Annotated in this window: 1 pseudogene; it reads right to left on the bottom strand. The window is 34.6% G+C overall.

The features are described from left to right. Positions 1-723: pseudogene (locus tag HMPREF1871_RS06045) on the bottom strand (aldehyde dehydrogenase family protein); the annotation flags it as partial. Positions 724-784: the final 61 nt, after the last annotated feature.

Raw genomic sequence — 784 nt, 5'->3', positions numbered from 1 at the left:
ATATCATTAACTGCTTGTTTTAATTTAGCTTCTTTATGCACATAAGCTGGAACATTTCCTGCACCTACTCCAAGTGCTGGTTTCCCACATGAATAAGCAGCTCTAACCATAGCATTACCACCTGTAGCTAGGATAGTTGCTACACCAGGATGATTCATCAATGCGTTAGTACCTTCCATTGAAGGTTTTTCTATAAATTGAATACAATTTTCTGGTGCTCCTGCTTTTATAGCCGCATCTCTTACTATTCTAGCTGCTTGTTTTGAACATTCATTTGCAGATGGGTGAAAACTGAATATAATAGGGTTTCTTGTTTTTAAACATATTAATGATTTAAATACTGTTGTAGATGTTGGGTTTGTTGTTGGAACAATACCACAAACAACCCCTACTGGTTCTGCTATAGTTTTAATTCCATCAACATCATCGTAGTCGATTACACCTACAGTTTTTGCTCCACGCATATTGTTTACTATATATTCAGATGCGTATAAATTTTTAGTAGCTTTATCTTCTACAACACCTCTACCTGTTTCCTCAACTGCCGCTAATGCTAAAGGTCCGTGTGCATTAAGTGCTGCTACTGCTGCTGCTTGAACTATTTTATCTACCTTTTCTTGATCCTCTATTTTTAAAAATTCTTTCTAAAGAAACTAAGGCTTTTTCTACCAAACCATTAACTTCTTCGACTGGATCAGTTTTTAATACTTTTTCTTCTGCCATGATCCTTATTCTCCTTTTAAAAAAATATTGTTTATGGTAGACAAATTTAAGAATACAATTT

The sequence above is a fragment of the Gemelliphila asaccharolytica genome, assembly GCF_001553005.1.
Lineage (GTDB): Bacteria > Bacillota > Bacilli > Staphylococcales > Gemellaceae > Gemelliphila > Gemelliphila asaccharolytica.
This window is presented reverse-complemented; position numbering and strand designations above follow the sequence as displayed.